Raw genomic sequence first — 19,352 nt, forward strand, 5'->3', positions numbered from 1 at the left:
TACATCGATAGATACGCCGTATAGCGTGATGAACTGGACGGATTCCGGTGGTGAGGCGGGAGCCATGAACGAGACGGCTGTCGACTACGAGGCGATCTTCCAGTGCCTGCCCGGAATGGTGGCGCTGCTGACCCCCGACCTGGTCTACGTCGATGCCAACGAGGACTTCCAGCGCCTGTCCGGACGCCCACGCGAGGAACTGGTGGGCCGGTACCTCTTCGACGTCTTCCCCGACAACCCCAACGACACCACCGCCACCGGCATGCGCAACCTCCAGGCGTCGCTGCTGCGCGTGGTGGCGACCGGCGAGCGCGACACGATGGCGCTCCAGCGCTACGACGTCGAGGACCCCCTGCACCCCGGCGAGTGGGAGGAGCGCTACTGGAGTCCGGTCAACGCGCCCGTCTTCGGCCCCGACGGGAAGGTGGCACTCCTCGTGCACCGCGTGGAGGAGGTCACCGAACTCATCCGGCTGCGCGGCGGCACGGGCAGCAACAGCCGGGCGCGGGTGCTGGAGGCGGAGCTGTACACGCGGGCGCGGGAGCTCCAGGAGGTCAACGAACGGCTGCGGCAGTCCCACGCTCGCGAGCGCGAGGTGGCCCTCGCCCTCCAGGAGGCCATGCTGCCGCCGCGCCGGCAGGTGCGCACCGGCCGGGCCGCCGTGCGCTACCGGCCCGCGGTCGGCGCCCTGAACGTGTGCGGCGACTGGTACGACGTGGTCGACCTGGTCGGCGGCAACCGCATCGGCGTATCGGTGGGCGACGTGGTCGGGCACGGCCTCGGCGCGGCCGGGGTGATGGGGCAACTGCGCAGCGCGCTGAGCGCCACCTCCCGGGTCGCCGACGGCCCCGCGCAGGCGCTGGACGTGCTGGGGCGCTACGCCCATGTCGTCGACGGCGCCGAATCGGCCACCGTGGCCACGACGTTCATCGACTTCGACGCCCGGACCGTCACATACAGCAGCGCGGGCCATCCGCCTCCCGTCCTGGTCCATCCCGACGGCCGGGTGGAGTTCCTCGACCGGGCCACCGACCCGCCGCTGGACGCCCGGCCCGACCCCATACCGAGACCTCAGGCGGTCACCACCTACACGAGCGGCGCCACCCTCGCGCTGTACACGGACGGCCTGGTGGAACGCCGTCACGAGGACATCGACACCGGGCTTGAGCGCCTCGCCGACTCGCTCGTGCGGCATCGCACCGCCGACCCGGAGCACCTCGCCGACGCCGTCCTGACGGAGCTGCTGCCGCCGGGCGGCGCGACCGACGACACGGCCCTGATCATCGTGCGGCTGTGAGGAGCGGACAGCGGCGACGGCCGCCCCCGACGACGGACCACCTGCCGTCCGGCGATCGTGATCACGCCAAACCCGGCCATCCGGTTGCCGCGCACCCGCACCAAAGACCAGGCTGGTCAGGCGGTCCTCCCCACCCGCAAACGACGCCGTCCACCGGCCCCCTGACACCCGGTCAGGAAAGTCGGCATGAGTCGGTATCGGTCCCGACCGGCCCGGTTCCGGCCGCTCAACCCTGCGCCTACACTGGCCTCCCCACGGCACGCTGGTTGACCTGCCAGAACGCGGCGGCCCGAGCTGATCCCCCCGAGTGAGGAGCGCCCCTTTGTTCTACTACGTACTCAAATACGTATTGTTGGGACCGCTGCTGAGACTGGTCTTCCGGCCGCGAATAGAAGGCCTCGAGCACGTACCGGCCACGGGCGCGGCCATCGTCGCCGGCAACCACCTGTCGTTCTCCGACCACTTCCTGATGCCCGCGATACTGAAGCGGCGCATCACCTTCCTGGCGAAGAAGGAGTACTTCACCGGGCCGGGCATCAGGGGCCGCCTCACCGCGGCGTTCTTCCGCAGCGCCGGCCAGATCCCGGTCGACCGCACCGGCAAGGAGGCGGGCCAGGCCGCGATCCGTGAAGGGCTCGGCGTCCTGAGCAAGGACGAACTCCTCGGCATCTACCCCGAAGGCACCCGCTCGCACGACGGCCGCCTCTACAAGGGCAAGGTCGGCGTCGCCGTGATGGCCCTGAAGGCGGGGGTCCCGGTGATCCCCTGCGCGATGATCGGCACGTTCGAGGCTCAGCCGCCCGGCAAGGTCATCCCCAACATCCACCCGGTGAAGATCCGCTTCGGCAAGCCCCTCGACTTCTCCCGCTACGAAGGCATGGAGAACGAGAAGGCGATCCTGCGCGCGATCACCGACGAGATCATGTACGCCATCCTGTCGCTGTCCGAGCAGGAGTACGTCGATCAGTACGCGGCCGTGGTCAAGGCCGAGGAGGAGGCGGCGGCGAAGGCGGCCAAGGCGGAGAAGGAGCGCAGGTTCCCGAGGCTGCCCATCAGCTGACGCGGCCGCCGGCCGAGCGGCTGCTCAGGCGAGGGCGTCGAGCGCCTCGTCGAGCAGCCCGCGCAGCCGCAGGGCGTCGGCCGCCACCGCGGTCACCAGGACGGCGGGCCCGGCGAGAGGCAGCACCGCGGCGTTCTCCCCCAGCACCCGGGGCACCACCGGATTCGCACCGAACTCGGGCCGTACGACGACGAGTTGCCCGACGGCCCGGCAGCCGCCGAGGCCGGCGGGCCCGTCCCAGCCACCCGGCGCCCCGGGTCCGCAGGCCAGCTCCTGGTCGAGCACCACGCGCCCCGCGACTCGTACCCGGATCCGGCTGCCGAGCCGTCCGGGCTCCTCCCCCACCCGCCCGAGCACCTGCTCCTCACGCAGCACGAGCCGCCCGGCCGCACCGACGTCGACGTGGGTCGTGACGTGCAGGTCGCTGCCCCGGGCGGAGATCAACTGCTCGGGCAGCCAGTGCAGTTCGCCGCCGTCCGCCACGGTCAGCCGTACGTCGTAGCGGGCCTCGCTCTTGCCCTGGCCCGGCAGCGCGATCGTGGCGGCGGCCGACCCGACCTTCAGCCGGGCACCGCTCTCGACGCCGGCCTCGACGGTGAAGTGGTCGCCGCCCAGCGGCCCGCTCATCGCGCCGACGAGCATCACCCGCGCCTCGGCGCCGCTGCCCCGGGTGCGTCTGAGCGCCAGCGGCCCGTCGCCGTCGAGGACGGGCAGCGACGTACCGCCCCGCCCGTCGTCCCGGGCGACGATCCGCGCGTGCGCCCGTACGCCACCGGTCGCGGTCGTCATGCGGTCCACGCCGCGAGCCGCTCCCGCACCCAGTCGGCGACGTCCGTCACCCCGGGCTCGCTCCGCAACGACTGGAAGACGACGGGGAGTTCGGCGCGCTGCGCCTTGGCGTCGGCCGCCATCCGTGCCAGGTCGGAGCCCACGTACGGCGCGAGGTCGGTCTTGTTGACGACGAGCAGGTCGGCGGTGGTGACGCCGGGCCCTCCCTTGCGGGGGATGTCGTCCCCTCCGGCCACGTCGATCACGAAGATCTGCGCGTCGACGAGCCCCTTGGAGAAGGTGGCGGTGAGGTTGTCGCCACCCGACTCGACGAGGATCAGATCGAGGGGCCCGACCTCGTCCTCCAGGTCCTCGACGGCCTCCAGGTTCGCGGAGATGTCGTCCCGGATCGCGGTGTGCGGGCACGCTCCCGTCTCCACGGCGGTGATCCGCTCGGGCGGCAGCACGGCCTCCCGCAGCAGGAACTCGGCGTCCTCCCGCGTGTAGATGTCATTGGTGACGACGGCAAGCGACAGCGACTCGCGCAGCGCCCGGCAGAGCGCGGCGACGGTGGCCGTCTTCCCGGACCCGACGGGCCCACCGAGCCCGATACGCAACGCCCGCCGCGACCCGTCGGGCCGCCGCGCGTCGGCACCGACGGCGGAGGGGCCGTCGTGGGAGTGGTCGAGGTGCATGAGCGGCTCCTTCTGTTGGAGGTGGGGTGAGGACTGATCCGGTCGGGTGTTGGAGGGTCTGCTACGAGGCGAACAGCCGTACGGCCCAAGCCGCATGCACCTCCGCCCCGATCTCCAGCAGGGGCCCCGATGCGGCGGGCAACGAATCGACCCCGCCGACGACGGCACCCCGCCCCGCCTCGACGGCCCGATCCACCACCCGATCCATCTCAGGCGCCAACCGAGCCAGCACGGCCGTGGCATCGAAGGGATCGAGACTCAGCAACCGCACCGTGGCACTCGCCGGCCCGCTCACACTCTCGTACGCCGCGCAGTACGCCGCCTCGACGGCCCCCAGCCCCGCGGCCCGAGCGGCCACCCCCAGTACGACGGGCTGATGCGCCCCCTTGGGAAACCGCCCCGCCAATTCGTCCAGCTCCGCCGAGGGCCAGGTGGCCCGAGCGGCCCTCATCAACTGCCGCCCCAACTTCCGCGCGGCGAGCCGCAGAGCGGGCGACGGCGTACGGGCGTCGGCGGCGGCGTCCAGCTCCACCGCGTCACCCCCGGACGCGGCCGCCGCCGCCAGCGAGGCCGCGACAAGCCCGGCCGTGTGCAGCCGCCCCCGGCAGAAGTCCTCCAGGCTCGCGGCCCCGGTGATCCGCCCCGCCTTGACGGCCGCCTCCGCCCCGCCGGAGTGCGCGTGCCCCCCGGCGGGAAAGCGGCCGTCGGCCAGGACGAGAAGTGCTGCTCGTGTCATCGCAGTTCCGGCCGTCAGAAGAGGAAGTACCGCTGTGCCATGGGGAGTTCGGCGGCCGGCGTGGCCTCCACCAGCTCCCCGTCGATGTGCACGGCAAAGCTGTCGGGGTCGATCCGTACGTCGGGACGCGCGTCGTTCTCCCGCATGTCGGCCTTGGTGACCCCACGCGTCGACTCGATGGCCACGAACCTCTTCCCGAGCCCGAGCCGCTCCGGAAGCCCGTCCTCGATGGCGAGCGGCGCGACGAAGTTGACCGAGTTCGCGGCCGGCGCCCGTCCGATCGCGCCGAACATCGGCCGGGGCAGGATCGGTTGCGGCGTCGGGATGGACGCGTTGGCGTCGCCCATCTGCGCGTAGGCGATCTGTCCGCCCTTGATGACGAGCTGCGGCTTCACACCGAAGAACGCCGGTTCCCACAGCACCAGGTCGGCGAGCTTGCCACTCTCCACGGAGCCGATCTCACGCGCGAGGCCCTGCGCGAGCGCGGGGTTGATCGTGTACTTGGCCACGTACCGCCGCACCCGGTGGTTGTCGGCGCGTCCGTCTCCCGGCAGCGCGCCGCGCCGCCCCTTCATCACATGGGCGGTCTGCCAGGTCCGCATGACGACCTCACCCACGCGTCCCATGGCCTGCGAGTCCGACGAGATGATCGAGATCGCGCCCAGGTCGTGGAGTATGTCCTCGGCCCCGATGGTCGACGGCCGGATCCGCGATTCGGCGAAGGCGAGGTCCTCGGGCACGGCCGCGTTGAGGTGGTGGCACACCATCAGCATGTCGAGGTGTTCCTCGGCGGTGTTGACGGTGAACGGCCGGGTCGGGTTCGTCGAGCTCGGCAGCACGTGCGGCTCGGAGACGACGCTCATGATGTCCGGCGCGTGCCCGCCGCCCGCACCCTCGGTGTGGTAGGCGTGGATGCCGCGGCCGGCGACGGCGGCGAGCGTGTCGCCGACGAAGCCGGCTTCGTTGAGCGTGTCCGTGTGGATCGCGACCTGGATGCCGGTCCGGTCGGCGACGGTCAGCGAGGCGTCGATGACCGCCGGGGTGGAGCCCCAGTCCTCGTGCAGTTTCAGACCGAGGGCGCCACCGCGGATCTGGGACAGCATCGCCTCGTGGGAGACGGTGTTGCCCTTGCCCAACAGGCCGAAGTTGACGGGGTGTTGCTCCATCGCCTCCAGCATCCGGGCCAGATGCCAGGGCCCGGGCGTCACCGTGGTCGCCTTCGAGCCCTCGGCGGGTCCGGTGCCGCCGCCGACGAGCGTGGTGATGCCGGAGGCGAGGGCCTCGTCGGCGATCTGGGGGCAGATGAAGTGGACGTGCGCGTCTATGGCGCCGGCGGTGAGGATCCGTCCGTTGCCGGCGATGATCTCGGTCTCGGGTCCGATGACGAGGTCCGGGTGCACCCCGTCCATCGTGTCGGGGTTGCCCGCCTTGCCGATGCCGGTGATCCGGCCGTCGCGGATGCCGACGTCGGCCTTGACGATGCCCCAGTGGTCGATGATCACGACGCCGGTGACGACCGTGTCGGGGGTGCCCTCCGCGCGCGTGGCACGCGACTGGCCCATGGACTCGCGGATGACCTTGCCGCCGCCGAACACGGCCTCGTCCCCGGCGAGTCCGGGACCTCCGGAGCGGTCCTCCTCGATCTCGACGAGCAGATCGGTGTCGGCGAGCCGGATGCGGTCACCGGTCGTCGGGCCGAACAGATCGGCGTACGCGGCGCGGGAGATCTCAGGCATCGAGGGCACCTCCGGTCTCCCCGCGCAGTCCGGGCACCACTCGGGCACCGGTGAGCGGGACGAGTTCGACGTCGACGGGGATGCCGGGCTCGAAGCGCACGGCGGTGCCGGCCGCGATGTTCAGCCGCTTGCCGCGGGCCGCCGCGCGGTCGAAGTCCAGGCCGGGGTTGGCCTCGGCGAAGTGGTAGTGGGAGCCCACCTGGACGGGCCGGTCGGCTGCGTTGAGGACGGTGAGCCGGGTGACCTCACGGCCTTCGTTGTAGACGATCGGGCCGTCGGCGAACAGGATCTCTCCGGGAATCATCGAGGCCCCCTCAGACGATCGGGTCGTGGACGGTGACCAGCTTGGTGCCGTCGGGGAAGGTCGCCTCGACCTGGACGTCGTGGATCATCTCGGGGATGCCCTCCATGACGTCGTCGCGGGTGAGCAACTTGCGTCCGGAGGACATGAGCTCGGCGACCGTACGGCCGTCGCGGGCGCCCTCGAGTATGTGCGACGTGATGAGGGCGACCGCCTCGGGGTGGTTCAGCTTCAGCCCGCGGGCCCGGCGCTTCTCGGCGACGTCGGCCGCCACGTGGATGAGCAGCCTCTCTTGCTCGTGCGGGGTCAGTTGCACGTCCCACCTCACAGTCCTCGCTCCGGACCGTGCGGGGTCCGGTTGCCGCGGCCACCGGGCAAAAGTGCCTGGTGGCTGGTTCGGCAGGCTAGTTGGACCGCGTTTCGAGCAAGTTAACCAAGCTGTGATCCTCCGGTCGCGGCGTCGTCGTCCCGCATGCTCGTCAGGGCGCGCAGTCCGTCGCGCAGGACCTCGACCGGGGCGGGCCCGAAGAGGGACTGCTGGGCGATGAAGCCCAGCACGGCGGCGATCATCGTGCGGGCCACATGGTCCGGCTCCACGTCGGTGCGCATCATCCCGGCCTTCTGGTAGCCCTCGACGATCCGTCCCCAGGCCGCGCGCACCGAGAGGTAGCCCTCGCGCAGGACGGCCGCGAGCTCCTCGTTGCGCAGCGTCTCCGTCCAGACCTGGACGACGAGCCGCGGGAAGGCGGGCCTGCCGTCGACGACGAGGGACTCGCGGGCGGCGAGCGTCCGGCCCAGGACCGCGGCGACGAGTTCGTCGGGCGGCGGGGGCGGGCTCTGCCGCGCCGCCTCCTCGAAGGCCTCATGGACCGAGCCGAGCACCTCGCCGACGATCGCGCCGATCAGCTCCTCCTTGCCGCTGAAGTAGCGGTAGACGGCCCCCGCCGACAGGTCGACCTCCTTCAGCACGTCCTGCATGGACGTGGCGTGGAAGCCGTTGCGGGCGAAGCAGATCGCGGCGCCGTCGAGGATCTGCCGGCGGCGGGCGTCGAGGTGTTCCTGGGATACGCGGGCCATGGTCCAAAACTAAAACGAACATTCCTTCTTGACAAGGACCGGCTCTTGCGAGCACGGTGATGACACAGGAAAAACGAACGATCCTTCTTTTTAGAGATCCAAGGAGCCCTCATGTCCACCCGGTCCGCTACACCGCAGAAGGGCGCCGCGTCCCGGCGCCTGATCGCGGTCGTCCTCCTCGTTCCGCTCCTCGCCGCCCTCGCGCTGTGGGCCTTCGCCTGGCCTGCCGCCCGCACCGCCCCGCGCGACCTGCCGCTGGGCGTCGCCGGACCGGCCGCCGCCACCGCCCAGGTGGAGCAACAGCTCGGCCGGCACGAGGGCGCCTTCGACATCCACCGCTACGCCGACGAGGCCGCCGCCCGCGAGGCCATCGAGGACCGGACCGTATACGGCGCCGTCGTCGTGACCCCCCAGGGCCCGGAGCTGCTGACCGCGTCGGCGGCGAGCCCGGCGGTCGCACAACTGCTCCAGCAGGCGGTGGCGCAGCAGGCCGCCGCCGAGGGCACCCAGGTGAAGACCGTGGACGTGGTACCCGCGCCGGAAAGCGACCCGCGCGGTGCGGGCCTGACCTCCAGCGTCCTGCCGCTCGCCCTGGCCGGCATGGCGGCGGGCGCGGCGGTGACCCTGCTCGGACTGCGCGGCGTCCGCGCCGTCGGCGCCCTGGTCGGCGTCGCCACCCTGATCGGCCTGGTCGCGGCGTCGATCGCGCACAGCTGGCTCGGGGTGCTCACCGGCGACTGGTGGGCGGAGGCCGGAGTGTTCGCGCTGACGACACTCGCCGTGAGCGGGGCCGTCGCGGGGCTCGCCGCCCTGGTCGGCACGGCCGGTATCGGCATCACGGCGGCCACGATCATGCTGATCGGCAACCCGTTCTCCGGGGCGGCCTCGGCGCCGCAGATGCTGCCGGAGCCGGTCGGCGCGATCGGCCAGTGGCTGCCGCCGGGGGCGGGCACGACCCTGCTGCGTTCGGTGTCCTTCTTCGACGGCTCGGCGGCGATCGGCCCGGCCCTCACCCTGACCTGGTGGGCCGCGCTGGGCCTGGGCGCCGTACTGCTGGGGAACGCGCTCAAGGCGCGCGCGGCGAGCACCGAGCAGGCACCCGAGCGCGAACTGGCAACCGTCGGCTGACGGCCGACGAGGGACGGCGACCGACCCCGGTCACACCGAACCGACCGTGCACCCCCGCTGTAGCGGACGGGGGTGCACGGTCTCGCTGTTTCCGGGGCCGGTGCCGGCCGGTGCTAGGAGGGGCTCGACCCGCGGTGCTCGGCGGCGATGCCGAAGCGCTGCCGTTCGCGGGGAGCGGAAGCGACCTCACGGACGCTGGAGACCGCGGTGATCACCTGCTCCTCGGCGAGGTCGGCGGGCTCCCCGAGTTTTTCCAGTCGTTCGAGGTCAGAGGCGGAGACAAGGGCGACAAGGGGCTTCCCGTGACGCGTCACGACGACGCGCTCACCGCCGTACACCACGCGATTGATCAGATCGGCGAGCTCAGCCCTGGCTTGCGTCACCGGAATCTCGTAGGCCATGCTCCCCACATTACGTCATGTACGTCCTGTACATTTTTTACAGGCACCCCGGCAAGGGAGGCGTGAGCCATGACCCGACCGTCCGCCCGCTACGTACTGCCCGAGTTCACCGAACGCACCAGTTCCGGCCTCAGGACGCAGGATCCGTACTCGAAGCTGCTGGAGGAACGGATCGTCTTTCTCGGCACACCGGTCGACGACACGTCGGCGAACGACGTGATGGCCCAGTTCATGTACCTGGAGCACAAGGACCCCGACCAGGACATCTCGCTCTACATCAATTCGCCCGGCGGCTCGTTCAGCGCCATGTCGGCGATCTACGACACGATGCAGTTCGTCTCCTGCGACGTGGAGACGATCTGCCTGGGCCAGGCCGGGTCGAGCGGCGCCGTGCTGCTGGCGGCGGGCACTCCGGGCAAGCGGTTCGCGCTGCCGGGGGCTCGGGTGGTGATCCATCAGCCGGCGCTGACCGAGCCGATCGAGGGGCAGGCCAGTGATCTGGCGATCCAGGCCGCCGAGCTGACGCGGGTGCGGGCGCGGCTGGAGGAGATGCTCGCCCGGCACACCGGACGCGCCCGTGAGCAGGTGGCCGAGGACATCGAGCGGGACAAGGTCCTGACCGCCCAAGAGGCGCTGGAGTACGGACTGGTGGACCGGATCATCCCCAGCCGCAAGGAGACGCTCGCTCCGCCCACGGGGCGGTGACCGGCCGGTGCTGCCACCCGAATTGCCGCCGCTGCCCGCGCTGACGCGGGCGGAGGGCGAGTTGATCGACCGTTATCTTGACGTCGTGGACCTGCTCGGCCGGATCAACCCGGCGCACCACGGCGACACCTATCGCGGACTGCGGGCCGCCCAGGCGCTCGTGAGCAGGGCGGCCGAGCTGCGGGACGCGCTGGCGCTGATGCACCAGCGCGGTGAGACGGAGCTGCACGCTCCCACGCTGGCGCGTGCGTTGCGCGTGCTGGACGGAGAGCGCCGCACGGCTCGCGTCACGGTGCCCCCGCGCTCCGACAGTTGACGACCCCTGCAGCCGGATCCCGGGCGCCCCGGCCCATTGACGAGGCGTCCGGAACGGAGTTGAAACGGACCGAACGGCGTACCCCCTTTCGGCGTAGTCGGCCCTCCTGCCGTGCGGCCGTCAGGGTTGCGCAACAGGCATGAGCGGCAGACGGAATCACGCGCTCCGCCCCTGGTCCGGGACTCCTCGGGCATCTGGACACTCACCCGAACGGGGGGTCACCCACCCGAACGGGTGAGTGGTGAGTAACACCACAAACCCCCGATTCCGTTGGGTATTTCGCTCATCCGTGCGTCAAGATCCCTGTCTGACGACAAGCCCCCGCCACAGCGGCGGGGCGGTCCGGGCGGACGCCGAGTCCTGCCGCCGCCCGGATGACCGGTCGACAGGAGTGGATCGGCAGGAGTGGAGGACCCGAGCAAGACGGGTCGCCGGAGCGGACGTTCGTTCGAACCGAGCAGCCCTTGGGGTGAAGCCGCGGTAACGCGGCCGGGCAACTTCGCCAGCCCGAATCCGACAGGTCATCCTTCTCAGGCGGCTGACGAAGGGTTGCGCATGACTGCGCTCAATCGTGTCCCGTCGCTCATGGTCCGGGCCGGTACGGCTTCGGCCCTCACCATCGCCGCCGTGGGCGGCTCGATAGTGGCACCCGGCTTCACGTCCGAGGCCGAGGCAGCCACACCGGCGTCGAAGGCACTTCAGGTCGCGGCCTCCAAGAAGGGCTCCCCGTACCGGTGGGGCGCCACGGGCCCGAACCGGTTCGACTGCTCGGGGCTGACGCTCTACTCGTTCAAGAAGGCGGGCAAGAAGCTGCCCCGCACGGCTGCCCAGCAGTACAACAAGACCCGCCACATCTCCGCCAAGAACCGCAAGGCCGGGGACCTGGTGTTCTTCCACTCGGGGTCGTACGTCTACCACGTCGGCATCTACGCCGGGAAGGGAAAGATCTGGCACTCCCCGAAGACCGGGGACGTGGTCAAGCTGCAGAAGATCTGGACCAGGAGCGTCTGGTACGGCCGGGTCAAGTGACCTGCCCGGGGGCGGTGGCGGCACCCTGACGCGCCGTCACCGCTCTCGGGGCCTCACAGGGCGAGCAGCGGACCCGCGAGCAGGGCCGCGCCGAAGGCCGTCAGTGCGGCGCCGGTGGCGACCGTGACCGCACGTGCGGCGCGCGGCCGGCGCAGCCATCTGCCGAGCCGGTCCACCAGCAGGGCGACCACCTGGAACCACACCAGGGCGATCGCCAGCACGATCATGGCCAGCAGGAGAGTCCGGGGCAGGGCCGGAGCGCCCGCGGGCACGAACTGCGGCAGCACGCTGAGGAACGTGAGGGACGCCTTCGGGTTGAGGGCGTTGGTCACGAAGCCCTGCCGCAGTGGCCGGGCGGTGGACTCCGCACGCGTGTCCACGACTTCGGTGGGCCGCTGCCGCAGGGTCTGCACGCCCAGGTACAGCACATAGACGCCGCCGACCACCTGGAGCGCGCGGAACAGCGCCGGTACGGCGGCCAGGACCGCCGCCACGCCGACGACCGCCATCGTCACGTGCACCAGCAGCCCCGCCCCGATCCCGAGCGCACAGGCGATGCCCGCCCGGCGGGAGACGAGGGCGTTGCGTACGACGACGGTGAAGTCGGCCCCGGGCATGGCGACCAGGCCGGCGGAGACACCGGTGAAGGCGATGAGCTGAGCGTCCATGGACCCCAGCGTGCCGCCCGCCAGCCTTCAGTAGGTATTTCGAATATTCTGGCAATCCCTAAAGCACTTCTTAAGGCAGATGCGTGACCGAGGCGGAAGGAGGGCCGCATGTACGACCCGGTCCGGCTCGCCGCCCTGGTGGCGGTCGCGGAGGCGGGCTCGATCACCCGCGCCGCCGAACGGCTGGGGTACACCACGCCCGCGCTCTCCCAGCAGCTGGCCAAGCTGGAGCGCGAGGCGGGCACGGCCCTTCTGGTACGGCACCACAGGGGCACACGGCTGACGGGTGCGGGCGAGCTTCTGGTGGCCCGGGCGCGGCGGGTGCTCGACGAGCTGGACCGGGCCCGGCACGAACTCGCCCGGCTGACCGGCCTGTCCGGCGGCACCCTGCGCCTCGGCACCTTCCAGACGGCCGGCATCCATCTGCTGCCGCCGGCCCTGAGCGCCTTCCGCCGGGCGCATCCGGACGTGGAGCTGACGGTCGCCGACTACGAACCGTCGGCCGGTGTCGCCGCGGTGGCGGCGGGCGAGGTCGATCTGGCGCTGACGCACACCTACGAGCCCGCGGAACCGACCCCGCTGCCCGCATCCGTGGGCGTCGAGCCGGTCCTCGTCGAGGAACTGGTCCTGGTGTCCGCGCCGGGCCATGTGCTGACCAGCGGCGCCACGCGGCTGCCGCTGACCGAGCTGGCCGGGCAGCCGCTGATCAGCATGGCGCCGGACGCTCCGGCCCGGCGGGGTGTGGAGGCGGCGCTGACCGAGGCGGGGGCCATGCCGTCGGTGCTGGTGGCGACGCCGGGGTACCTGCTGGTGTGCGCCCTGGCCAGTGCGGGGCTCGGGGTCGCGGTCGTACCGGAGATGGTGGCGCGCACGTCGGTCGCTCCGGTGGGCGTGCGTGCGCTGGAGGGCGGGCGGTTGCGCCGTACGATCTCGGTCGCCTATCGCGGCGACGAGGCGGCTCCCGCCGCGGACGCCTTCCGGGCTCTGCTGCGCGGCACGTTCGCCCGCTCCGGGCAGCCGCTGCAGCCGTGAAGGGTCAGGACTCCTGCGGTCCCGCGGCGACGACCGGCTCGGCGGGGACCGTCCACGGCAGTTCGATGGAGACGGTCTTGCCGCCCTCGCGGGTGGGGCGCACTCTCAACTTGCCGCCGCATTCCGCGGTCAGCCAGCGGATGATCACCATGCCGCGTCCGTTGTCCTGCTGCACGGCGGCCGGCAGCCGCTTGGGGAATCGCGGATGGCTGTCGGTGACACCGATGCGCAGGTGTTCGTCACGGTCCAGCGCGAGGTCCACCGTGAAGGTGGGTGACTGGCCGAGGGTGTGCTGTACGGCGTTGGTGGTGAGTTCGGAGACGATCAGGCGGATGGTGTCGGCCACTTCCGTGTCCGGTGGCAGGCCCCATTCGGTGAGGGTGGTGAGCACGTAGGCCCGGGCCGCGGAGACCGAGGCGGGATCGCTCGGCAGAGTGACGGATGCTTCCAGGTGATCTGCCATGGCGACGTCGTCCCTTTCCCACGGGACCGTGGTCCGACACGGAGCGGATGGTTCGAGTACGGTCCCGGACTGGTGCTTCGTCGCCAGACTGCCATTACCGCACCCGTCACGGGTGGCGATCCACCAAGATATGCATATATCTGTCGCTCGAAGCGGTGAACTCTGCGACGGCAGAGCGTATTTGGGTGGCTCGGTTGGAGTAAGGAGTAGCCCATGCAGCACGGTCCCGCGGTACGCCGCCGGAAACTGGGCGCGGAACTGCGTGCGTTACGCACCGGGGCGGGGTTCACCAGCGGTGAGGCGGCCCGGCTGGCGGGCTGGCATCAATCCAAGGTGAGCCGGATCGAAACCGGCGCCAGCGGGGTGAAACCGGCCGATGTGCGGTTACTGCTCGACGTCTACGGCGTGGAGGACGCCCAACTGCGGGAATTGCTGGTGGTGTTGGCGGGCTCCGACGAGGGCGGTGGCCGGCATCACTGGTGGCACGCGTACCGCGGAGTACTGCCGCCGACGTACCGGGACTTCATCAGCCTGGAGTCCCAGGCGAGGGCGATGCGCACGCTGGAGACGTCGGTGGTACCCGGTCTGCTCCAGACGCCCGAGTACGCCCGGGCGGTGACCCGGGCCGCCGTCGGCGGGCTCGACGGCGACACCGACGACCGCCTCGACGCGCTGGTCGCGGTGCGGCTGGCCAGGCAGGACGTGCTGCGCGCGGATCCGCCGCTGAAGCTGAGCGCGGTGCTGGACGAGGCGGTGCTGCGCCGGGAGATCGGCGGGCCCGAGGTGATGGCGCGGCAGCTGAGCCGGCTGATGGAGGCCGCCCGACTGCCCCAAGTCCGCCTTCAGGTGCTGCCGTTCAGGGCCGGCGAGCATGTCGGCATCACTGGCCCTTTCGTTATCTTCTCATTTTCGAGCACTTCTGATCTGGATGTGGTTGTTCTCGACCACTTGACGAGTAGCCTCTACCTCGAACGGAAAGAAGACCTCCAGGCCTACACGGAGGCCTTCAACACCCTTCGGATCCACGCCCTTTCGCCCGAGGAATCGTTGGATTACATCGCCGCGCTAGGTGGCGGTGTGTAAGGAGGCACCATGACAGCAATGCCTCGGAACCTCATGTCCAGCACCGAACTGGCAGGTGCGCGGTGGTTGCGCAGCAGCTACAGCACCGGTGCGAACAACTGCGTCGAGACGGCACGGCCGCACTCCGGTCCCTGGACCGGGCTGCTCGCGGTGCGCGACTCCAAGGACCCGGCCGGCCCCGCGCTGCTCTTCTCCCCCGAGAGCTGGGCGGGTTTCACGGCCGCGCTCCAGTCCTGACCACCCTGACCGATCAGATCAACCCTGATCGATTCTGATCAGTTCCATCCGATGTGCGAGCAGGGCCGTGTCACGCCGACTCATGGTCGTGTCTCGCCGATCACTCGAACAGCGCGCTCGATCTCGGCCTCGGAGAGGTCCGCGCGGGCGGTCAGCCTCAGCCGTGAGATGCCGTCGGGAACGGAGGGAGGACGGAAACAGCCCACGGCGAGGCCCGCCGCACGGCACTCGGCCGCCCAGCGCACGGCCTTCTCCGGGGACGGGGCGCGCACGGAGACGACGGCGGCGTCCGGACGTACCGCCTCCAGACCCTCGGCGGTCAGCCGTGCGTGGAGTTCACGTGCCACCGCACCCGCCCGCGCCGCCCGCTCCGGTTCACGGCGCAGCAGCCTGAGCGCCGCCAGGGCCGCGCCCGTGGACGCCGGGGCGAGACCCGTGTCGAAGATGAACGTCCGCGCGGTGTTGACGAGATGCTCGATCACCCGCGCGGGGCCGAGGACGGCGCCGCCCTGGCTGCCGAGGGACTTGGACAGCGTGACGGTGACGACGACGTCGTCCGCCCCCGCGAGCCCGGCCGCCCACGCCGCGCCGCGCCCGCCGTCACCCAGGACGCCCAGGCCGTGGGCGTCGTCGACCAGTAGCCCGGCGCCGCGCTCCCGGCACGCCTCGGCGTACTCGGCCAGCGGGGCCGCGTCGCCGTCGACGGAGAAGACGGTGTCGGACACGACGACCGCCGTGCCCTCGTGCGTGTGCAGGGCCTTGCGTACCGCCTCCGGCTCGGAGTGCGGGACGACCTGGGTGGTGCCCCTGGCCAGTCGGCAGCCGTCGATGAGCGAGGCGTGGTTGCCGGCGTCCGACACGATCAGCGAGCCGTGCGGCGCCAGCGCGGTGACCGCGGCGAGGTTGGCCGCGTAGCCCGACGAGAGGACCAGCGCCGCCTCGAAGCCGCAGAAGTCGGCCAGCTCGCGCTCCAGCTCGGCGTGCAGCTGCGTCGTGCCCGTGACGAGCCGGGAGCCGGTCGCGCCGCCGCCCCAGGTGCGCGAGGCACGCGCCGCGCCCTCGGTGACCTCCGAATGGCGGGCCAGGCCCAGATAGTCGTTGCTCGCGAGATCGAGGAGCGGTGATACGGCGGGCCGGGGGCGCAGGGTCCGTACGAGCCCGGCGCGGCGGCGCAGCTCCGCCTGCTCGTCGATCCAGCCGAACGCCATGGTTCCTCCGGGGCTTTGGTGAGCGGTACACAGACGTCGCTTTTGTAGGCAGTGGACAGACCCTAGCCGTACGGCGGCCCGCCCACGGTGTGGCAATACCCACACATCGAAACGACAGGGTTGTGCAAACTCACCTTGGCTCGGACGCCCTCCGTACGTCAGGATCAGCTTCCATGGACCTGCTGAACACGCTGGTGGACAAGGGGCTTCGGCGCGAGCTGCCGACCCGCGAGGAAGCCTTGGCCGTCCTCGCCACTTCCGACGACGACCTGCTCGATGTGGTGGCCGCGGCCGGCAAGGTGCGCCGGCACTGGTTCGGCCGACGGGTGAAACTCAACTATCTGGTCAACCTGAAGTCGGGCCTGTGCCCCGAGGACTGCTCCTACTGTTCGCAGCGCCTCGGCTCCACCACCGGCATCCTGAAGTACACCTGGCTCAAGCCGGACCAGGCCTCCCAGGCTGCCGCCGCCGGATTGGCGGGTGGCGCCAAGCGGGTGTGTCTGGTGGCGTCCGGGCGCGGCCCGACCGACCGCGACGTGGACCGGGTCTCCGAGACCATCAAGGCCATCAAGGACCAGAACGAGGGCGTCGAGGTGTGCGCCTGCCTCGGCCTGCTGTCCGACGGCCAGGCGGAGCGGCTGCGCGACGCGGGCGCCGACGCGTACAACCACAACCTCAACACGTCCGAGGGGACGTACGGGGACATCACGACCACGCACACCTACGCCGACCGCGTCGACACCGTGCAGAAGGCGCACGGGGCCGGGCTGTCCGCGTGCTCCGGTCTCATCGCCGGCATGGGCGAGAGCGACGAGGACCTGGTCGACGTCGTCTACTCGCTGCGCGAGCTGGACCCGGACTCGGTGCCGGTCAACTTCCTGATCCCGGTCGAGGGCACCCCGCTGGCCAAGGAGTGGAACCTCACCCCGCAGCGGTGCCTGAGGATCCTGGCGATGGTGCGGTTCGTCTGTCCGGACGTCGAGGTGCGCATCGCCGGTGGCCGCGAGGTCCACCTGCGCACCATGCAGCCGCTGGCCCTGAACCTGGCCAACTCGATCTTCCTCGGTGACTACCTCACGACCGAGGGCCAGGCGGGCAAGGCCGACCTGGAGATGATCGCCGACGCCGGCTTCGAGGTGGAGGGCACCGACCAGGTGACCCTGCCGGAGCACCGGACGGAGACGGCCGGGGGCGGCTGCGGGTCGCACGAGGCCGCGGGCTGCGGGTCGCACGAGAGCGCCGGGTGCGGGTCGCACGAAGGTGGCGGTGTGTGCGGTACGGCCGCTGCCACCACCGGTGCCGTCGCCGCTCCGGCCGGCGAGCCGCGCACCGACCTGGTCGCCGTACGCCGCCGGGGCGCCGGAACGGACCTCGCGCCCAATGCCTGACCCGCTCACCGTGCCCGGCCTGACCGTGCCCGAGCTGCTGGAACTCGACCGGCGGCATGTGTGGCACCCGTACGGCCCCATGCCCGGCCGCAGCGAACCGCTCGTCGTGGAGTCGGCGAGCGGGGTGCGGCTGAAGCTCGCGGACGGCTCGGGTGAACTGGTCGACGGCATGTCGTCCTGGTGGTCGGCGATCCACGGCTACAACCACCCGGTGCTCAACGAGGCCGTGCAGCAGCAGCTGGCGCGGATGAGCCATGTGATGTTCGGCGGGCTCACCCACGAGCCCGCCGTACGCCTGGCGAAGCTCCTTGTCGACATGTCTCCGGATGGTCTGGAGCATGTGTTCCTCGCCGACTCCGGTTCCGTGTCGGTCGAGGTCGCGGTCAAGATGTGCCTCCAGTACTGGCGTTCGCTGGGCCGTCCCGGCAAGCAGCGCCTGCTGACCTGGCGCGGCGGCTATCACGGGGACACCTGGCAGCCGATGTCGGTGTGCGATCCCGAGGGCGGCATGCACGAGCTGTGGACCGGCGTGCTCCAGCGCCAGGTGTTCGCGGACCCGCCGCCGGCCGAGTACGACGAGTCGTACGCCGAGCATCTGCGGTCGCTGATCGAGCGGCACGCCGACGAACTGGCGGCGGTCGTCGTCGAGCCGGTCGTGCAGGGCGCGGGCGGGATGCGGTTCCACTCCCCCGCGTATCTGCGGGTGCTGCGCGAGGCGTGCGACGCGCACGACGTGCTGCTGGTGTTCGACGAGATCGCCACCGGGTTCGGCCGCTCCGGTGCGCTGTTCGCGGCGGACCACGCGGCGGTGACGCCGGACGTGATGTGCGTGGGCAAGGCGCTGACCGGCGGCTATCTGACGATGGCGGCCACGCTGTGCACCGCCCGTGTGGCCGACGGCATCTCGCGCGGCGAGGTGCCGGTGCTCGCCCACGGCCCGACCTTCATGGGCAACCCGCTGGCGGCCGCGGTGGCCTGCGCCTCGATCGAGCTGCTGCTCGGGCAGGACTGGCAGGCCGAGGTCAAGCGGATCGAGACGGGTCTGCGGGAAGGACTGGCGCCCGCGTCGGACCTTCCGGGCGTGAAGGACGTACGCGTCCTCGGCGCCATCGGGGTCGTCCAGCTGGACCACGAGGTGGACATGCGGGCGGCGACGGCGGCCGCCGTGCGCGAGGGCGTGTGGCTGCGGCCGTTCCGCGACCTCATCTACACGATGCCGCCGTACGTCACGGGCGACGCGGACGTCGCACGGATCGCCCGCGCGGTGTGCGCGGCGGCGCGGGAGGGCTGACATGCCGGTACTGGTGATCACGGGCACGGGCACGGAGGTCGGCAAGACCGTCACGACCGCCGCGGTCGCCGCGGCGGCGCGGGGCGCGGGGCGGTCGGTGGCCGTGCTGAAGGCCGCGCAGACGGGCGTACGGCCCGACGAGGACGGCGACGCGCAGGAGGTCGCGCGCCTCGCGGGCCCGGTGACGACAGCCGAACTCGCGCGCTACCCCGACCCGTTGGCCCCGGCGACGGCCGCCCGTCGGGCCGGTCGGGCGGCGGTGCGCCCGCACGAGATCGCGGAGGCCGCCGCCAAGCTGGCCGCCGAGCACGACCTGGTGCTGGTGGAGGGAGCGGGCGGTCTCCTCGTCCGCTTCGACGAATCGGGCGGCACCCTGGCGGACGCGGCCGAGCTGATGGCGGCGCCGGTCCTGGTGGTCGCCTCGGCGGGCCTGGGCACCCTGAACACGACGGAACTGACGGCACGTGAACTCCGCCGCCGCGGCCTTGACCTGCTCGGCGTGGTGATCGGCAGCTGGCCCGAGGAAGCGGACCTGGCGTCGCGCTGCAACGTCGCGGACCTGCCGGAGGTCGCCGGTGCACCGCTGCTGGGCGCGGTCCCGGCAGGCTCCGGGGCGCTGGCTTCCGCCGACTTCCGTACGGCGGCACCGGGTTGGCTCGCGCCGAGGCTGTTCGGGACGTGGGACGCGGAGGGGTTCCGGGGGCGGGTGACGGCCTGAGGCCGGACTGTCAGA

Annotated in this window: 23 protein-coding genes and 1 riboswitch; of the genes, 12 read left to right on the forward strand and 11 right to left on the reverse strand. The window is 71.4% G+C overall.

The features are described from left to right. Positions 1-64: 64 nt before the first annotated feature. On the forward strand, positions 65-1,297 hold the full coding sequence (locus PGH47_RS06060; RefSeq protein WP_271662589.1) for a PP2C family protein-serine/threonine phosphatase: 1,233 nt from the start codon (positions 65-67) through the stop codon (positions 1,295-1,297). A 322-nt stretch (positions 1,298-1,619) separates the two neighbouring features. After that, positions 1,620-2,357, forward strand: a complete 738-nt coding sequence (locus tag PGH47_RS06065; RefSeq protein ID WP_030957722.1) for a lysophospholipid acyltransferase family protein — start codon at positions 1,620-1,622, stop codon at positions 2,355-2,357. 24 nt (positions 2,358-2,381) lie between these two features. Here PGH47_RS06065 and PGH47_RS06070 read toward each other — a convergent pair whose 3' ends face one another. The 7 genes from PGH47_RS06070 to PGH47_RS06100 form a co-directional block, all read right to left on the reverse strand. Then, the gene (locus tag PGH47_RS06070) at positions 2,382-3,146 is read right to left on the reverse strand and encodes an urease accessory protein UreD (RefSeq protein ID WP_271662590.1); all 765 of its coding nucleotides are present in this window, start codon (positions 3,144-3,146) and stop codon (positions 2,382-2,384) included. Then, the gene (ureG, locus tag PGH47_RS06075) at positions 3,143-3,820 is read right to left on the reverse strand and encodes an urease accessory protein UreG (protein ID WP_271662591.1); all 678 of its coding nucleotides are present in this window, start codon (positions 3,818-3,820) and stop codon (positions 3,143-3,145) included. Before ureG ends, PGH47_RS06070 begins: the two co-directional genes overlap by 4 nt. Before the next feature lie 61 nt (positions 3,821-3,881). Beyond that, on the reverse strand, positions 3,882-4,556 hold the full coding sequence (locus tag PGH47_RS06080) for an urease accessory protein UreF (protein WP_271662592.1): 675 nt from the start codon (positions 4,554-4,556) through the stop codon (positions 3,882-3,884). Positions 4,557-4,570: 14 nt separating this feature from the next. Next, positions 4,571-6,292 (reverse strand): urease subunit alpha, encoded by a 1,722-nt coding sequence (locus PGH47_RS06085; protein WP_271662593.1) that lies wholly within the window; start codon positions 6,290-6,292, stop codon positions 4,571-4,573. Next, the gene (locus PGH47_RS06090) at positions 6,285-6,596 is read right to left on the reverse strand and encodes an urease subunit beta (protein WP_107912060.1); all 312 of its coding nucleotides are present in this window, start codon (positions 6,594-6,596) and stop codon (positions 6,285-6,287) included. Before PGH47_RS06090 ends, PGH47_RS06085 begins: the two co-directional genes overlap by 8 nt. A 10-nt stretch (positions 6,597-6,606) precedes the next feature. Beyond that, on the reverse strand, positions 6,607-6,909 hold the full coding sequence (locus PGH47_RS06095; protein ID WP_010988499.1) for an urease subunit gamma: 303 nt from the start codon (positions 6,907-6,909) through the stop codon (positions 6,607-6,609). A 113-nt stretch (positions 6,910-7,022) separates the two neighbouring features. Next, positions 7,023-7,670, reverse strand: coding sequence for a TetR/AcrR family transcriptional regulator (locus tag PGH47_RS06100; protein WP_107912062.1), 648 nt, complete (start codon positions 7,668-7,670; stop codon positions 7,023-7,025). A gap of 111 nt (positions 7,671-7,781) precedes the next feature. Between PGH47_RS06100 and PGH47_RS06105 the strand changes: the two genes are divergently transcribed. Next, complete coding sequence (locus PGH47_RS06105) at positions 7,782-8,798, forward strand: ABC transporter permease (protein WP_271662594.1); 1,017 nt, start codon at positions 7,782-7,784, stop codon at positions 8,796-8,798. A gap of 113 nt (positions 8,799-8,911) precedes the next feature. Here PGH47_RS06105 and PGH47_RS06110 read toward each other — a convergent pair whose 3' ends face one another. Continuing rightward, a complete protein-coding gene (locus PGH47_RS06110; RefSeq protein ID WP_107912066.1) occupies positions 8,912-9,199 on the reverse strand; it encodes a type II toxin-antitoxin system Phd/YefM family antitoxin in 288 nt (95 codons plus the stop codon). A 69-nt stretch (positions 9,200-9,268) separates the two neighbouring features. Between PGH47_RS06110 and PGH47_RS06115 the strand changes: the two genes are divergently transcribed. The 3 genes from PGH47_RS06115 to PGH47_RS06125 all read left to right on the forward strand — a co-directional run bounded on the left by PGH47_RS06115 (position 9,269) and on the right by PGH47_RS06125 (position 11,249). After that, positions 9,269-9,904 carry an ATP-dependent Clp protease proteolytic subunit gene (locus PGH47_RS06115; RefSeq protein WP_271662595.1) on the forward strand — a complete coding sequence of 212 codons (636 nt, stop codon included), beginning with the start codon at positions 9,269-9,271 and terminating at the stop codon, positions 9,902-9,904. A 7-nt stretch (positions 9,905-9,911) separates the two neighbouring features. After that, complete coding sequence (locus PGH47_RS06120) at positions 9,912-10,220, forward strand: hypothetical protein (RefSeq protein WP_030956806.1); 309 nt, start codon at positions 9,912-9,914, stop codon at positions 10,218-10,220. A gap of 419 nt (positions 10,221-10,639) precedes the next feature. Beyond that, positions 10,640-10,772: riboswitch (cyclic di-AMP (ydaO/yuaA leader) on the forward strand. 3 nt (positions 10,773-10,775) lie between these two features. Then, the gene (locus PGH47_RS06125; protein ID WP_030956805.1) at positions 10,776-11,249 is read left to right on the forward strand and encodes a C40 family peptidase; all 474 of its coding nucleotides are present in this window, start codon (positions 10,776-10,778) and stop codon (positions 11,247-11,249) included. A gap of 53 nt (positions 11,250-11,302) precedes the next feature. Here the strand turns inward: PGH47_RS06125 and PGH47_RS06130 are convergent, their stop codons facing one another. Then, positions 11,303-11,917: a LysE family translocator gene (locus PGH47_RS06130; protein ID WP_271662596.1), complete on the reverse strand. Its 615-nt coding sequence runs from the start codon at positions 11,915-11,917 to the stop codon at positions 11,303-11,305. Between the two features lie 108 nt (positions 11,918-12,025). Between PGH47_RS06130 and PGH47_RS06135 the strand changes: the two genes are divergently transcribed. Further along, positions 12,026-12,949: a LysR family transcriptional regulator gene (locus PGH47_RS06135; protein ID WP_271662597.1), complete on the forward strand. Its 924-nt coding sequence runs from the start codon at positions 12,026-12,028 to the stop codon at positions 12,947-12,949. A gap of 4 nt (positions 12,950-12,953) precedes the next feature. On the opposite strand, the gene PGH47_RS06140 is transcribed toward PGH47_RS06135, so the two are convergent. Next, positions 12,954-13,412 carry an ATP-binding protein gene (locus PGH47_RS06140; RefSeq protein ID WP_271662598.1) on the reverse strand — a complete coding sequence of 153 codons (459 nt, stop codon included), beginning with the start codon at positions 13,410-13,412 and terminating at the stop codon, positions 12,954-12,956. Between the two features lie 213 nt (positions 13,413-13,625). Between PGH47_RS06140 and PGH47_RS06145 the strand changes: the two genes are divergently transcribed. Next, positions 13,626-14,495: a helix-turn-helix domain-containing protein gene (locus tag PGH47_RS06145; protein WP_271662599.1), complete on the forward strand. Its 870-nt coding sequence runs from the start codon at positions 13,626-13,628 to the stop codon at positions 14,493-14,495. 9 nt (positions 14,496-14,504) lie between these two features. Continuing rightward, the gene (locus PGH47_RS06150) at positions 14,505-14,732 is read left to right on the forward strand and encodes a DUF397 domain-containing protein (RefSeq protein ID WP_271662600.1); all 228 of its coding nucleotides are present in this window, start codon (positions 14,505-14,507) and stop codon (positions 14,730-14,732) included. Between the two features lie 80 nt (positions 14,733-14,812). Here the strand turns inward: PGH47_RS06150 and PGH47_RS06155 are convergent, their stop codons facing one another. Then, a complete protein-coding gene (locus PGH47_RS06155; RefSeq protein ID WP_271662601.1) occupies positions 14,813-15,940 on the reverse strand; it encodes an 8-amino-7-oxononanoate synthase in 1,128 nt (375 codons plus the stop codon). A gap of 173 nt (positions 15,941-16,113) precedes the next feature. Between PGH47_RS06155 and bioB the strand changes: the two genes are divergently transcribed. The 3 genes from bioB to bioD are packed head-to-tail and all read left to right on the forward strand — an operon-like array spanning position 16,114 to position 19,337. Beyond that, positions 16,114-17,328: a biotin synthase BioB gene (bioB, locus tag PGH47_RS06160; RefSeq protein WP_271662602.1), complete on the forward strand. Its 1,215-nt coding sequence runs from the start codon at positions 16,114-16,116 to the stop codon at positions 17,326-17,328. Beyond that, the gene (locus PGH47_RS06165; RefSeq protein WP_271662603.1) at positions 17,321-18,619 is read left to right on the forward strand and encodes an adenosylmethionine--8-amino-7-oxononanoate transaminase; all 1,299 of its coding nucleotides are present in this window, start codon (positions 17,321-17,323) and stop codon (positions 18,617-18,619) included. The genes bioB and PGH47_RS06165 overlap by 8 nt, the downstream gene beginning before the upstream one ends. Position 18,620: 1 nt before the next feature. Then, positions 18,621-19,337 (forward strand): dethiobiotin synthase, encoded by a 717-nt coding sequence (gene bioD / locus PGH47_RS06170; protein ID WP_271662604.1) that lies wholly within the window; start codon positions 18,621-18,623, stop codon positions 19,335-19,337. The last annotated feature ends 15 nt before the right edge of the window (positions 19,338-19,352 follow it).

Source organism: Streptomyces sp. HUAS 31, assembly GCF_028198125.1.
In the GTDB taxonomy this organism is placed as follows: domain Bacteria; phylum Actinomycetota; class Actinomycetes; order Streptomycetales; family Streptomycetaceae; genus Streptomyces; species Streptomyces chartreusis.